Below are 11,669 nucleotides of genomic sequence, written 5' to 3'. Positions count from 1 at the left end.
GCGTGCCCCGACGGGGACCGGATCGCGCAAGGACCGAAGCTGTGCCGGAGGGATCACCCGGCATCGTCTGCCCGGACGGAATATGGGGCGCGATGCCGAGAAACAGAGGTTCGGCAGTATGCTTGGTAGTAATCGTTTCTTTCTTCCCGGTACCGCGCGTTTCATCGCGCTGGGCACCATGGCTGCGCTCTCGGCAGCGATGACTCCGGTCACCGCGCTGGCCCAGCCCGGAACCAACACCGCGACGATCGCTGCCACTGCCACGACCGAAGTTGCCTCCAATGTCGTTGCCGCCGATGCGAAGCCGGCCGACACCAGCGCCGAAAAGGCAGATCCGCGTTACCGCAACCTGTTCGCCCGCTGGAAATCGGTGGAAGTCGCTCAGCAGGTGCCCGCACCGGTCGCCGGTCGCCAGTCGGTGAACATCCCCTCGCGCATGCCGCTCAGCACCGCGCGTTTCAGCAGCTCTTATGGCTCGCGCATCCATCCGGTGACGGGCCGCCGCGCCAATCACAAGGGTATCGACATGGCCGCGCCTTCGGGCACGCCGATCTATGCCACGGCCGACGGCACCGTCGATATGGCGCAATGGTTCGGCGGCTATGGCAATTTCATCAAGATCGAACATGGCGGCGATCTGGAAACGCGGTACGGCCATCTGTCGAAGCTGAATGTCCGCCCCGGGCAGGACGTGAAAAAGGGCGATCTGATCGGCTTTGTCGGCAGCACCGGCCGTTCGACCGGCCCGCACCTTCATTACGAAGTGCGCATCGCGGGTGAGGCAGTTGATCCGACTCCCTATCTGCATGCCGACACATTCATGGAAGCGTTCGCTTCGGCATCCGAAAACGGTGCCGGCGGGCCCGAGTAAGTCTTTCAGCGCAGGTTTCAAAAGGGCCCGGCAGATCCGTTCTGCCGGGCCCTTTTGCGTGTCGGGTCGCCCATTTGCGTGTCGGTTCGCAGGGCATCGCCCGTCAGGCCGCGCGCATCTTGCGGCTGGACGGGCGAAGGCGTTGCGGCCCTGCCATCAGGCGAAGCTGGCGGGCCAGCAGGTCCCAGTCGGTCTCTTCGGCATTGGCTTCGCCGCCGAAGCCGATCCGGTCGAACACGTCGCGCATCTGGCTTTCCTTTTCCGCCAGTTCGCATTCCGCGCCGCGCTGGCGGGTAATGTCGATATTCATGCCGACATAGCCGGTGACGCGCCCGTCGGCGTCGATTTGCGGCGCGCCGGTGGTGGCGACCCATACGATCGACCCGTCGGGCCTGCGCCAGCGCCACTCCCCCTCGAACGCGGCCTTTTGCGCGACGATATCCTTCCAGCTTGTGACCACGCGGTCGAAGTCGTCCGGATGGATCGCGGTGATCCAGTGCGACCCTTCCCATTGTCCGTCGGCAAGGCCGGTCATCGCCTTGAACGCGCGGTTCACGAACAGGGTGTCGCCGCGCGCATTGGTGCGCCAGATGCCCACCGGCGACGCATTCGCCAGCGTGGTAAAGCGCCGTTCGGCATCCTCCAGTGCATGGCGATAGCGGGTCGTCTGCGTCACATCGCTGATATGGCCGACCAGCCCCACCGGACGACCCTCGCCATCGAATGCGCCGCGCATGCGGACTTCGATATGGCGGGTGTCCCCATCGGGACGGCGGATCGTGTGCAGCGAGGTGACGAGCCCGCGTTCGCCGCTGATAAGCCGGGTGAACTTGTCTCGCTCGGCGCTATTGCCCAGTGCGGCGAGGAATTCGTCGACGGGACGACCGAGCGCGTCGGCGCGGCTGATGCCCGTAATCCGCTCCCACGCGGCGTTCAGCGATGCCCAGCGCCCGCTGTCGTCGATGCGGAAGATCACCTCGTCGATCGTGTCGAGCATGCGCTCTGCCTCTGTATGGCGGGCGGCCAGCGCGGCGCGGTCGCGGCGGCTGATGCCCGCCAGAACCGCCAGCGGCAAGGTCGTGACGGCCAGCGTTGCGCAAAGCAGCCCCGCTTCGGCGATATCGCCCAGCGGGCCACGCGCCAGAGCGGTCATGCCCAGCGCGATGCTGGCGACGATGCCCAGGCTGGCCGCCGTCGCGCGTGTGCCGGTGGTGACGGCGGCAAGACCCGCCAGCGGGAAGAGTGCCAGCACGAGCGCGGCGGAGGGCTGCGCGAACACGCCCAGCGTGCATGCCGCCATGGCCACCCAGACTGCCGATACCGGCCAGACACCGGCAAATGGCGCATCACTGCCCCCATGCGGGGCCGGTGTTCCGGCTGGTCGATGATCCGGCAGAGCCATGGCGTGCAAACCCTTCGTCGCGCGCATCGCGGACATGCGATACGCCGCCATGCTGTCGGCATGCGGTGCAAAGGGGATGCGAATCCGGACCTAGGGGGTTGCCCCTAGGTCCCGAAAGGAAACAGTGCGGGTGGCCCTGCCGTCAGTTCGCCAGCAGGCGTTCGGCGATGGCGCGCACTTCGGCGCCCATGTCGTCACGCTCCAGCGCCAGCGCCAGCGTCGCCTCGACAAAGCCGGTCTTGGACCCGCAATCGTAACGCTTGCCATCGAAAGTGACCGCGTGGAACGGCTGGCTGCCGATCATCTTGGCCATGGCATCGGTCAGCTGGATTTCGCCGCCCGCGCCCTTGTCCTGCGTCTCCAGCGTGCGCATCACCTCGGGCTGCAGGATATAGCGGCCCGACACGATCTTGTTCGAAGGCGCCTCGTCCACAGGGGGTTTTTCGACCAGTCCCTTCACCTCGGTCAGATTGCCCGATTCCTCGCCCGGATCGATCACGCCATAGGACGATACCTGCGACATCGGCACTTCCAGCACCGACACCAGATTGCCGCCGACCTCGTTATAGGCCTCGACCATCTGCTTCATGCAGCCGGGCTTGCCCCACATCAGCTCGTCCGGCAGCAGGATGGCAAAGGGTTCGTCGCCCACGATGGCGCGCGCGCACCAGATTGCGTGGCCCAGACCCATCGGCACCTGCTGGCGCACGGTGATCAGATTGCCGGGGGTGAAACGCGTGGGGTTCAGCACCGACAGATCCTTGCCGCGCTCTTCCATCGTCGCTTCAAGTTCGTAAGCGATGTCGAAATTCTCGACCAGAGCGGTCTTGCCGCGTCCGGTGACGAAGATCATTTGCTCGATCCCCGCCTCGCGCGCTTCGTCGATGGCGTACTGGATCAGCGGACGGTCGACGATGGGCAGCAATTCTTTCGGGATCGCCTTGGTCGCGGGCAGGAAACGCGTGCCCAGTCCTGCGACGGGAAATACGGCCTTGCGGATCGGCTTGCGACCAGACGGAGGGGCGGTTTCGGCCATGGGTGCCATCATTCCTTTGTGCTGCAAAAGCGAACTCTTTGTGTTTTCTAGGCATTGCCGCACGAAGGTTGCAAGTCCGTGTCCGGTGGATCGGTGCTCCCATACGGCTTGCGATCGGTCTATTTCGGGCTAAAGCGGGTCGATGGACAAGATCGTTATTCAAGGTGGCAAGCGCCTTTCGGGCACATTGCCGATTTCGGGCGCGAAAAACGCCGCTCTCACCCTGCTGCCCTGCGCATTGCTGACCGAAGAGCCGGTGACATTGCGCAACCTGCCGCGACTGGCGGATATCGACCAGTTCCAGCATTTGCTGAACGGTTTTGGCGTATCGACCGCGATCGCCGGTTCGCGCCCGCAGGATTTCGGGCGGGTGATGACGCTGCAGGCGACCCGCCTGACCAGCACGGTCGCGCCCTATGACATTGTGCGCAAGATGCGCGCCTCGATCCTTGTGCTTGGCCCGCTGCTGGCCCGCGCGGGTGAGGCGACCGTGTCCCTGCCCGGCGGCTGCGCGATCGGCAACCGGCCCATCGACCTGCACCTCAAGGCGCTGGAAGCCATGGGGGCGGAGATCGAGCTGGCCGCAGGCTATGTCCGCGCCCGTGCGCCAGATGGCGGATTGCCGGGCGGCGATTTCACCTTCCCCGTCGTATCCGTCGGCGCGACCGAAAATGCGCTGATGGCAGCGGTTCTGGCCAAGGGCACCACGCGGCTGGAAAACGCCGCGCGCGAGCCTGAGATCGTCGATCTGTGCAAGCTGCTGGTTGCGATGGGCGCGGATATCGAAGGCATCGGCGAATCGGAACTGACGATCCATGGCGTCGAGAGACTGCACGGCGCGACCTATCGCGTGATGGCCGACCGGATCGAGGCAGGCAGCTATGCCTGCGCCGCCGCGATCACCGGCGGCGAGGTGTTTCTGAAAGGTGCGGACGCCCATGACATGCGTTCGACCACACAGGCGCTGCGCGCAGCGGGCGTGGTGGTGGAAGAGCGCAAGGACGGCATCCAGATTTCGCCCAACGGTCCGCTGAAAGCGATCAATATCTCCACCGCGCCGTTCCCCGGTTTCGCCACGGACATGCAGGCGCAGCTGATGGCGCTGCTATGCCTTGCCGATGGCGCGAGCGTGCTGAACGAAACGATTTTCGAAAACCGCTACATGCACGTGCCCGAACTGAACCGCATGGGCGCGCATATCGAGACGAATGGCCGCACGGCGGTGGTCCATGGCGTGAAAAAGCTGACCGGCGCCGAAGTGATGGCGACCGATCTGCGCGCATCGATGTCGCTGGTGATTGCGGGCCTCGCTGCCGAGGGCGAGACGACGGTGCACCGGCTCTATCACCTCGACCGCGGTTACGAGCGGCTGGAGGAGAAGCTGCAACTGGTCGGCGCGCAGGTGGAGCGGGTTGGCGGGGATTGATGGCGGCTTAAGGGGGAGGGGCGCAAAAAGCGGCCTGTCGGCTAACGTCCGGTTTCGGACATTTGATTCTATGGGATATTGCGGCCTCATGAAGCGAGGACATGGTCTGGCGCGAGCGGTGGCTCCGATGAGGCGGCAAGAGCTTCAAACTTTGCCAACTGGCGCACTGCTTGCCCGACTTAAGCGATTGCGCTGGTGCGAGGAGGTCAGAGAAGATAGCGACCTGGCAGATCAGGAAGTGGCGTCCGTGGCAGGCATGATCTTATTGAAAGAAGATCCGGCTTGGAGACTGGCATATGCCGACCTAAAAAACATCCTCGCTGAAAGGGAGCATATTGAAAACAAGCCTTAGCGCATGCGATTGTTCCATGTTAGCTTCCCACCCCATTTCGGTCATTCAGCCTCGCTGAAGGCCCCGAAAGCGGACGCCGCGCCCTCAATCCCAGCTCTTCACCGCCCCCCGCTTCGCCTTAACCTCCCCGCGCTCTTTCTTCGACTTCAGCCGCTTCACCTTGCCCACGCGGTTGACGCGGCTTTTGGCGCGGGTTTTCGGCTGCACCATCGCCTGTTCAAGTAATTCGGTCAGCCGGTCGCGCGCGTCGCTGCGGTTGGCGTCTTGGGTGCGAAATCGTTTCGCCTCGATCAGCAGATCGCCGCTGGCGGTCAGCCTGCTGCCAGCCAGCCGTTGCAACCGGTGAAAGACCGGCTGCGGCAGGTTCAGCGCATAGATATTGACGCGCAGCTGCACCGCGGTCGCCACCTTGTTAACGTTCTGCCCGCCGGGGCCGGAGGCGGTGACGAACCGCTCCTCGGCCAAGGCGTGCGCCCGATCCAAAACGGACCCGCCGGTTATGCCTCCGCCGCTGTGGGCCATTCGATAACCTCGGGAATGTCGGGACACAGCCGCGCGAAATCGGCGGGCAGGGGCGCTACCGCGCTGATCGAGTCCTTGCCCTCGCGCTGCACGACCAGTTCGGCCGCGTGCAGCATGGTGCGGCCCGCGCCCTTTCCCGTGCCATAAACCGGATCGCCCAGCAGCGGAAAACCCAGCCCCGCCAGCGCATGAATGCGGATCTGGTGCGTGCGACCGGTCTCGGGCGCGAAGGCCACGGCGGTGACGCCATTCTTCACGCCCAGCTTCTTCCAATGCGTAACCGAGGGCTTGCCCTTCTTCGCCGCGATCATGCGCCAGCCTTTTTCGGCGCTGCTGATCTTGGACAGCGATAGTGCAATCGTGCCCTCATCCTCGGCCAGTTCGCCTGCGACAAGGCCGATGTAATGCTTGGTCACGGCCCGCGCCTCGAACGCGGCGGCAAAGCGTTTCAGCGCCTTGGGATTGCGGGCCAGTAACAGGCAGCCCGACGTGTCGGTGTCGATCCGGTGCACCGGCGCGGGATCGCGCTGAAAACCCAGACGCAGGACGGCCAGATGATCGTCAAGGCTGGGCCCGCCCGCGCGCGGGCGTTCGATGGGAAGGCCCGCCGGCTTGTCGATAACCAGCGCCTCGCCGTCCTCGAACAGGATTTCGATGTCTTTCATATGCTTTTGACTGCCGTTTCAATGCGCCGCATGGCTTCGCGCAGAGTGTCTGCGCCTGCGGCAAAGCTGATGCGGAAACCCGAAAGCCCGCAATGCGCGCCGCCGAATGAGGATGCGGGCACGATGGCGACCCCGTGGTCCAGGAGATGCAGCGCCAGCGCCATATCGTCCTTGAATGCCCCGCCGATCAGCGGCGCGGCATCGATCAGGCAATAGAACGCGCCATCGGGCACGGGTGTCGACAGGCCGGGAATGGCATTCACGGCCGCGCACACCAGATCGCGGCGGGCGCGGAATATATCGCGCCATTCGCCCAGAAAATCCTGCGCCCCCTCCATCGCGGCGACCGCGCCTGCCTGGCTGATCGAGCAGGGATTGCCGCTGCTATGCGACTGCAGCCGCTCCATCGCGCGGATCAGCCATTCGGGGCCAGTGGCAAAACCGATGCGCAGTCCGGTCATCGCATGGCTTTTCGATACGCCGGAGACGGTGAGAACCCTGTCGGCCAGATCGGGCCGCAACGCCGCCAATGTTGCATGCGGTTCGTCCGAATAGCGCAGCGGGGCGTAAATATCGTCGCTCATCACCAGAACATGCGGGTGGCGGTCCAGCACGTCGCCAATGGCGAGCAATTCGTCCGCCGGAAACACCGCGCCGGTCGGATTGCCGGGGCTGTTCAGCAGAAGCCAGCGGGTGCGCGGGGTGATCGCGGCCTCCAGCGCTTCTGCCGTAAAGCGGAACGCGCTGGCGGGTGTGGTGGGCAGTGGGATCACATTGGCGCCCGCGAAACGCGCGATTTCGGGATAGCTGACCCACCATGGTGCGGGGATCACTACCTCGTCCCCCGCATCGAGGGTGGCGCATAAAGCGTGAAAGATCGCCTGCTTGCCGCCCGCGCTGATCGTGACATTGGCGGGGGTGGCCGCGATGCCCAGATCGCGCGTGAAATGCAGCGCGGCGGCGCGTTTGCACGCGCTGGTCCCGCCCACCGGCGTATAGCGGGTCTGCCCGTCACGCAGCGCTTTCGCCATGGCCTCCACCACATGCGGCGGGGTGGCGAAATCCGGCTCTCCCACCGACAGCGATATGATGTCGCGCCCTTCCTCGCGCAGCGCGGTCGCACGGTCGGTCATCGCAGAGGTCTGCGAGGGCTGGATGCGTTCCAGCGCGGCGGAAATCAGCGGGCCGCTCATGCGCAGGGCACCAGCCGAGCACGCATCAATCCGCGCAGGGAATTGCCGATCATCAGCCCTTCGCACAGATCGTCGGCGCGCAATTCAGCCTCACGCGCGCGGGCCTGTTCCAGCAGGGACCGGCGCAGCACGCCCGGCAGCAGGCCCAGCGACAAAGGCGGGGTCAGCAAGATGCCGTCCCGTTCGACGAAAACATTGGTGAAACTTCCTTCGGTGACCAGCCCGTCATGGCGCAGCAGAACAGCCTCCTGCGCGCCTTTTCCCGCAGCCTCCAGACGGGCCGCGTCATAGAAATTGCGTTCGCTGGTCTTGTGGCTCAGCCGCGGATCGTCTGCCGCGATATCCAGCGTGACCAGTGCCACCGGCACGGGTTCGGCCAGCGGTGCCGGAAAGTGGTTGAGGCGGATCGCGAATTGCCCGTCCCTGTGCAGTTCGATCTTCAGCCGTGCCTTGTCGCGATGGGTAAAGCACACGGCCTGCACCTCGTTCCGGATGGCGTGCCGGTCGCAGGCATAGTCAAGCTCTGCCGCGCTGTCCTTCAGGCGCTCCAGATGGAATTCGATCATCGGCACGCCTGCCTGCGGGTCATAGCCCATGGTCTCGATCAGCAGCGTATCGGGGGCGAGGGCGCGGGAAGGCGCGGCTACGCTCAATGCGCGGCTCCCCAGCTGTGGCCGGTGCCGATCTCGATCCCCAGCGGCACGGTCAGATCGACCGAGGGAAGCGCGGCTTCGGCCATCACCCGCTCGATAACGGGCGAGGCGGCGGCGACATCGCCTTCGGGCAGTTCGAAGACCAGCTCGTCATGCACCTGCAAAAGCATTCTGACATGGCCCAGACCCGCATCGTGCAGCGCGGGCATCATGCGGACCATGGCACGCTTGATGATATCGGCGCTGGTGCCCTGAATCGGCGCGTTGATCGCGGCGCGTTCGGCGCCTTGCCGCTCGTTCGGGTTCTTGGAATTGATGTTGCGGAAATGGGTTTTCCGGCCGAACAAAGTCTCGGAATAGCCCTTTTCGCGCACGCTTTCCAAAGTGTGGACGATATATTTCTGGATGCCGGGGAAGCGTCCGAAATAACGGTCGATCACGGCCTGCGCCTCGTCCGCATCGGTGCCAAGGCGTCCTGCCAGTCCCCAGCGCGAAATGCCGTAAAGAATGGCGAAATTGATCGTCTTGGCCTTGGCGCGGGTGTCGCGGGTAACCTCGCCATACATTTCCTGCGCGGTGCGGGCGTGAATATCCTCACCGTGGGCAAAGGCCTCTTTCAACGGCGGCACATCGGCCATGTGCGCGGCAAGGCGCAATTCGATCTGCGAATAGTCGGCGGCCAGCAGCACATTGCCTGCCTCTGCCACAAACGCCTCGCGGATCTGGCGGCCGGTTTCGGTGCGGATCGGGATATTCTGCAGGTTCGGATCGGTGGACGACAGGCGGCCCGTCTGCGCGCCGACAAGGGAATAGCTTGTGTGCACACGCCCCGTCGCGGGGTTGATCGCCTGCTGCAATGCCTCGGTATAGGTGGAGCGCAGTTTCGACAGCCCGCGCCATTCCAGCACTTTCGACGCCATCTCGACACCTTCGCCCGCCAGCTTTTCCAGCACGGTCTGGTCGGTCGAGAACTGGCCGCTCTTGCCTTTCTTCCCGCCTTTCAGCCCCATCTTGTCGAACAGGATATCGCCCAGTTGCTTGGGGCTGCCGATGGCAAAACTTTCGCCGGCCAGCGCATGCACCTCGCCCTCAAGCGCGGCGATCTGTTCGGCGAATTCGGCCGACAGGCGGGCCAGATGCTCGCGGTCCACCTTGATGCCGTTCCGCTCCATCATCGCGACGACGGGAATCAGCGGGCGGTCCACGTTCTCATAGATGCGCGTGCCGCCTTCGTCCGCCAGCCGCTGGCGCAGCACTTTCCAGAGACGCCATGTGACATCGGCATCCTCGGCCGCATATTGCGTCGCCTTGTCCAGCGGCACGGCACCGAAGGGGATCGCCTTTTTGCCGGTGCCGCAAATGTCCTTGAAGGTCAGCGTCGTGTGACCAAGATGGGTTTCGGCCAGCGAATCCATGCCATGCGCCTGCCCGATCCCGCCCCCGCCGCGACCGGCATCGAGGGCGAAGGAGAGGATCATCGTATCCTCGACAGGGGCGACGGTGATGCCCCCCACCAGACGACCGGCGCGCTCCAGGACGGTGAGGTCATATTTGATGTTCTGCCCCACTTTCAGCACCGCATCGCTTTCCAGCAGCGGCTTCAGCCGCGCGAGCGCTTCGGTGACGGGCACCTGTTCGGGCTTTTCGGCGAACATATCGTCGCTGCCATGGGCCAGCGGGATATAGCATGCATCGTTCGGACCCAGCGCAAGGCTGATGCCGACCAGATCGGCCTGCATCGAATCGAGAGCGCTGGTTTCGGTGTCCACGGCCACCGCATGCGCGGCAAAGGCGCGGGCGATCCACGCGTCCAGCCGGTCGAGCGTGGTGACGCATTCATAGGATGCAAGGTCGATCGCGGGCCATTCGGGCAAGGGCTGCCGCGTGCCCTCGACCGTTTCATTGCCTGCATTGACGGGCCTTGCGGGGTTGAGGTCGGTCGGGCGCGAAGGGCTGCCCGCGCCCGCGCCCAGACGTTTCAGCAAGCTGGTAAACCCGTGCGTTTGCAGGAATTCGGCCAGCGGTTCCTTGGGAATGCCGTCGAGCGCAAATTCGTCGAGCGGCATGGGAAGGTCGCAATCTTCCTTCAATTGCACCAACTGGCGCGACAGGCGGGCCATGTCCGAATGCTCGATCAGGTTTTCGCGCATCTTGGATTTTTTCATCTCGGGCGCGGCGGCCAGCACGCTTTCCAGATCGCCATATTCGTTGATCAGCTTTTCCGCCGTCTTCGGCCCGATCCCGCGCACGCCGGGAATGTTATCGACCGAATCGCCCATCAGCGCGAGCACGTCGCCCAGCTTTTCGGGCGGCACGCCGAATTTCTCGACCACTTGCGGGATTTCGATCCGCGCATTCTTCATCGTGTCGAGCATGTCGATGCAGCCGCCTTCGACACCATCATCGGGATTGTCGCACTGGCCGACCAGTTGCATCAGATCCTTGTCCGACGACACGATGGTCACGTCCCATCCCTTGCGCGTGGCGGCACGGGCATAGGATGCGATCAGATCGTCGGCTTCCAGCATCTCCTCTTCGATACAGGGGAGCGAGAAGGCGCGGGTCGCATCGCGGATCAGCGGGAATTGCGGGCGCAGATCTTCGGGCGGAGGCGGGCGGTTCGCCTTGTATTCGGGATAAAGATCGTGGCGGAACGATTGCGATGCCTTGTCCAGAATGACCGCCAGATGCGTCGGCCCGTCCGCATCGTCGAGGTCCTGCGCCAGCTTCCACAACATGGTGGTATAGCCATAGACCGCGCCCACCGGCGTCCCTTCGGGATTGGTCAGCGGGGGCAGCCGGTGATAGGCGCGGAAGATATAGGCCGAACCGTCGACCAGATAGAGGTGCGGCTTGCGCGGGGCAGCGGCCGTGCCGGATGCGGGGTTTTCGGCGGATGCGATTTTGGTGGCGTCGCTCATGGGTTGAGGCGGTAGCAGCGGAAAACGGGGAAATCATGCCCCAACTGTCGCGATGTCGGCAGGAATCCGCCGCAATCGCCCGATTTTTCGGCGAAGGCGCCCTAATCTGGCCATATTCGCCGGTTAGACAGACGATGCGGAACTATGCGTTGCCGCTTGCATCCTGTTTATGATGGGTTTATCTGTGCGCCACGAGGCCCGAGCGATCGGGTTTCGCGTGAAGCCACAATTCACTCTTCACGATCATTCGGAATAAGGATGCATTTTATGCGCAAGATCATTCTCGCCGCTGCCGCTGCCGGCGCTGCCCTGACCCTCGCTGCTTGCTCGGAAGGTACCGAGGAAGCTGCTGACGCGACCATGGACTCGATGGCTGCTGACGCCGAAGCCGGCATGGACGCTGTTGAAGCGACCGCCGAAGACGCTGCTGCCGACGCTGAAGCCGCGACCGACGCTGCTGTCGAAGCAACCGACGACGCTGCTGCCGAAGTCGAAGCTGCTGTGCAGGACGAAACGCCCGCAGAAGCTGCTGCTGACTAATCGGCAGTTCGCTCTCCCCTTGGGGACTGCGACATAGAAAAGGCGCGGAAGGGATCATCCTTTCCGCGCCTTTTTCTATGCCCGCCCC

Annotated in this window: 11 protein-coding genes; 4 read left to right on the top strand and 7 right to left on the bottom strand. The window is 64.1% G+C overall.

Going from position 1 to position 11,669, the window contains the following annotated elements:
- The first annotated feature begins 118 nt into the window (after window positions 1–118).
- On the top strand, window positions 119–871 hold the full coding sequence (locus LOZ74_RS16315; protein WP_230292059.1) for a M23 family metallopeptidase: 753 nt from the start codon (window positions 119–121) through the stop codon (window positions 869–871).
- Between the two features lie 103 nt (window positions 872–974).
- Here LOZ74_RS16315 and LOZ74_RS16310 read toward each other — a convergent pair whose 3' ends face one another.
- Both LOZ74_RS16310 and LOZ74_RS16305 read right to left on the bottom strand, forming a co-directional pair.
- On the bottom strand, window positions 975–2,273 hold the full coding sequence (locus LOZ74_RS16310; protein ID WP_230292058.1) for a PAS domain-containing protein: 1,299 nt from the start codon (window positions 2,271–2,273) through the stop codon (window positions 975–977).
- Between the two features lie 142 nt (window positions 2,274–2,415).
- Window positions 2,416–3,309, bottom strand: coding sequence for a UTP--glucose-1-phosphate uridylyltransferase (locus LOZ74_RS16305; RefSeq protein ID WP_230292057.1), 894 nt, complete (start codon window positions 3,307–3,309; stop codon window positions 2,416–2,418).
- A 142-nt stretch (window positions 3,310–3,451) separates the two neighbouring features.
- Between LOZ74_RS16305 and murA the strand changes: the two genes are divergently transcribed.
- Window positions 3,452–4,735 carry a UDP-N-acetylglucosamine 1-carboxyvinyltransferase gene (murA, locus tag LOZ74_RS16300; RefSeq protein ID WP_230292056.1) on the top strand — a complete coding sequence of 428 codons (1,284 nt, stop codon included), beginning with the start codon at window positions 3,452–3,454 and terminating at the stop codon, window positions 4,733–4,735.
- An 88-nt stretch (window positions 4,736–4,823) separates the two neighbouring features.
- The gene (locus LOZ74_RS16295) at window positions 4,824–5,087 is read left to right on the top strand and encodes a hypothetical protein (RefSeq protein WP_230292055.1); all 264 of its coding nucleotides are present in this window, start codon (window positions 4,824–4,826) and stop codon (window positions 5,085–5,087) included.
- Window positions 5,088–5,171: 84 nt separating this feature from the next.
- Here LOZ74_RS16295 and arfB read toward each other — a convergent pair whose 3' ends face one another.
- From arfB to polA, 5 genes are read right to left on the bottom strand one after another with little or no spacing between them, the layout of a single operon-like run.
- Window positions 5,172–5,609 (bottom strand): alternative ribosome rescue aminoacyl-tRNA hydrolase ArfB, encoded by a 438-nt coding sequence (arfB, locus tag LOZ74_RS16290; protein ID WP_230292054.1) that lies wholly within the window; start codon window positions 5,607–5,609, stop codon window positions 5,172–5,174.
- Window positions 5,585–6,274: an RluA family pseudouridine synthase gene (locus LOZ74_RS16285; protein WP_230292053.1), complete on the bottom strand. Its 690-nt coding sequence runs from the start codon at window positions 6,272–6,274 to the stop codon at window positions 5,585–5,587. Before LOZ74_RS16285 ends, arfB begins: the two co-directional genes overlap by 25 nt.
- Window positions 6,271–7,467: a pyridoxal phosphate-dependent aminotransferase gene (locus LOZ74_RS16280; RefSeq protein WP_230292052.1), complete on the bottom strand. Its 1,197-nt coding sequence runs from the start codon at window positions 7,465–7,467 to the stop codon at window positions 6,271–6,273. The genes LOZ74_RS16285 and LOZ74_RS16280 overlap by 4 nt, the downstream gene beginning before the upstream one ends.
- Window positions 7,464–8,120 carry an aminotransferase class IV gene (locus LOZ74_RS16275; RefSeq protein ID WP_230292051.1) on the bottom strand — a complete coding sequence of 219 codons (657 nt, stop codon included), beginning with the start codon at window positions 8,118–8,120 and terminating at the stop codon, window positions 7,464–7,466. The genes LOZ74_RS16280 and LOZ74_RS16275 overlap by 4 nt, the downstream gene beginning before the upstream one ends.
- Window positions 8,117–11,041, bottom strand: coding sequence for a DNA polymerase I (gene polA / locus LOZ74_RS16270; protein WP_230292050.1), 2,925 nt, complete (start codon window positions 11,039–11,041; stop codon window positions 8,117–8,119). The genes LOZ74_RS16275 and polA overlap by 4 nt, the downstream gene beginning before the upstream one ends.
- A 267-nt stretch (window positions 11,042–11,308) precedes the next feature.
- Between polA and LOZ74_RS16265 the strand changes: the two genes are divergently transcribed.
- Entirely contained in the window at window positions 11,309–11,581 is a 273-nt protein-coding gene (locus LOZ74_RS16265) for a hypothetical protein (RefSeq protein WP_230292049.1), read from the top strand.
- Window positions 11,582–11,669: the final 88 nt, after the last annotated feature.

The sequence above is a fragment of the Croceicoccus sp. Ery5 genome (assembly GCF_020985325.1).
GTDB lineage: Bacteria > Pseudomonadota > Alphaproteobacteria > Sphingomonadales > Sphingomonadaceae > Croceicoccus.
This window is presented reverse-complemented; position numbering and strand designations above follow the sequence as displayed.

Excerpts from the sequence above, each read along its gene's own strand:
- LOZ74_RS16315 (WP_230292059.1), top strand. The coding sequence starts at position 119 with ATGCTTGGTAGTAATCGTTTCTTTCTTCCCGGTACCGCGCGTTTCATC.
- LOZ74_RS16265 (WP_230292049.1), top strand. The coding sequence starts at position 11,309 with ATGCGCAAGATCATTCTCGCCGCTGCCGCTGCCGGCGCTGCCCTGACC.
- polA (WP_230292050.1), bottom strand. The coding sequence starts at position 11,041 with ATGAGCGACGCCACCAAAATCGCATCCGCCGAAAACCCCGCATCCGGC.
- LOZ74_RS16285 (WP_230292053.1), bottom strand. The coding sequence starts at position 6,274 with ATGAAAGACATCGAAATCCTGTTCGAGGACGGCGAGGCGCTGGTTATC.
- LOZ74_RS16280 (WP_230292052.1), bottom strand. The coding sequence starts at position 7,467 with ATGAGCGGCCCGCTGATTTCCGCCGCGCTGGAACGCATCCAGCCCTCG.
- arfB (WP_230292054.1), bottom strand. The coding sequence starts at position 5,609 with ATGGCCCACAGCGGCGGAGGCATAACCGGCGGGTCCGTTTTGGATCGG.
- LOZ74_RS16295 (WP_230292055.1), top strand. The coding sequence starts at position 4,824 with ATGAAGCGAGGACATGGTCTGGCGCGAGCGGTGGCTCCGATGAGGCGG.
- LOZ74_RS16310 (WP_230292058.1), bottom strand. The coding sequence starts at position 2,273 with ATGGCTCTGCCGGATCATCGACCAGCCGGAACACCGGCCCCGCATGGG.
- murA (WP_230292056.1), top strand. The coding sequence starts at position 3,452 with ATGGACAAGATCGTTATTCAAGGTGGCAAGCGCCTTTCGGGCACATTG.
- LOZ74_RS16305 (WP_230292057.1), bottom strand. The coding sequence starts at position 3,309 with ATGGCCGAAACCGCCCCTCCGTCTGGTCGCAAGCCGATCCGCAAGGCC.